Source organism: Halomonas marinisediminis, assembly GCF_004347715.1.
Lineage (GTDB): Bacteria > Pseudomonadota > Gammaproteobacteria > Pseudomonadales > Halomonadaceae > Halomonas > Halomonas icarae.
This window is the reverse complement of record NZ_SLTR01000320.1, coordinates 1-287: the sequence shown is the minus strand read 5'-3', so window position 1 is coordinate 287 and position 287 is coordinate 1. Positions and strand designations below refer to the sequence as shown.

General features: G+C 72.1%; 1 protein-coding gene. It reads left to right on the top strand.

What is annotated here, in order from left to right; genetic code table 11:
• Positions 1 to 287 (top strand): hypothetical protein (locus E0702_RS16840; protein WP_240721806.1); only part of this gene is annotated, 287 nt, incomplete at both ends.

Below are 287 nucleotides of genomic sequence, written 5' to 3'. Positions count from 1 at the left end.
GGCGGGTCGCGCCGCCGCGCCTCATCCCCGCCGTGCAGCCCGACCTGATCCGCGATCTGCAGGAACGGACCTTCCGCTTCTTCTGGGAGACGACCGATGCCGAGACGGGGCTCGCCCCCGATCGCTGGCCGACGCCGTCCTTCGCCTCGATCGCCGCTGTCGGGTTCGCGCTGACCGCCTATCCGGTCGGCGTGATCAATGGCTGGATCACCCGCGAAGAGGCGCGCGCCCGCACGCTGACCACGCTGCAATTCTTCGCCGACGCGCCGCAGGGCCCGGGCGAGACG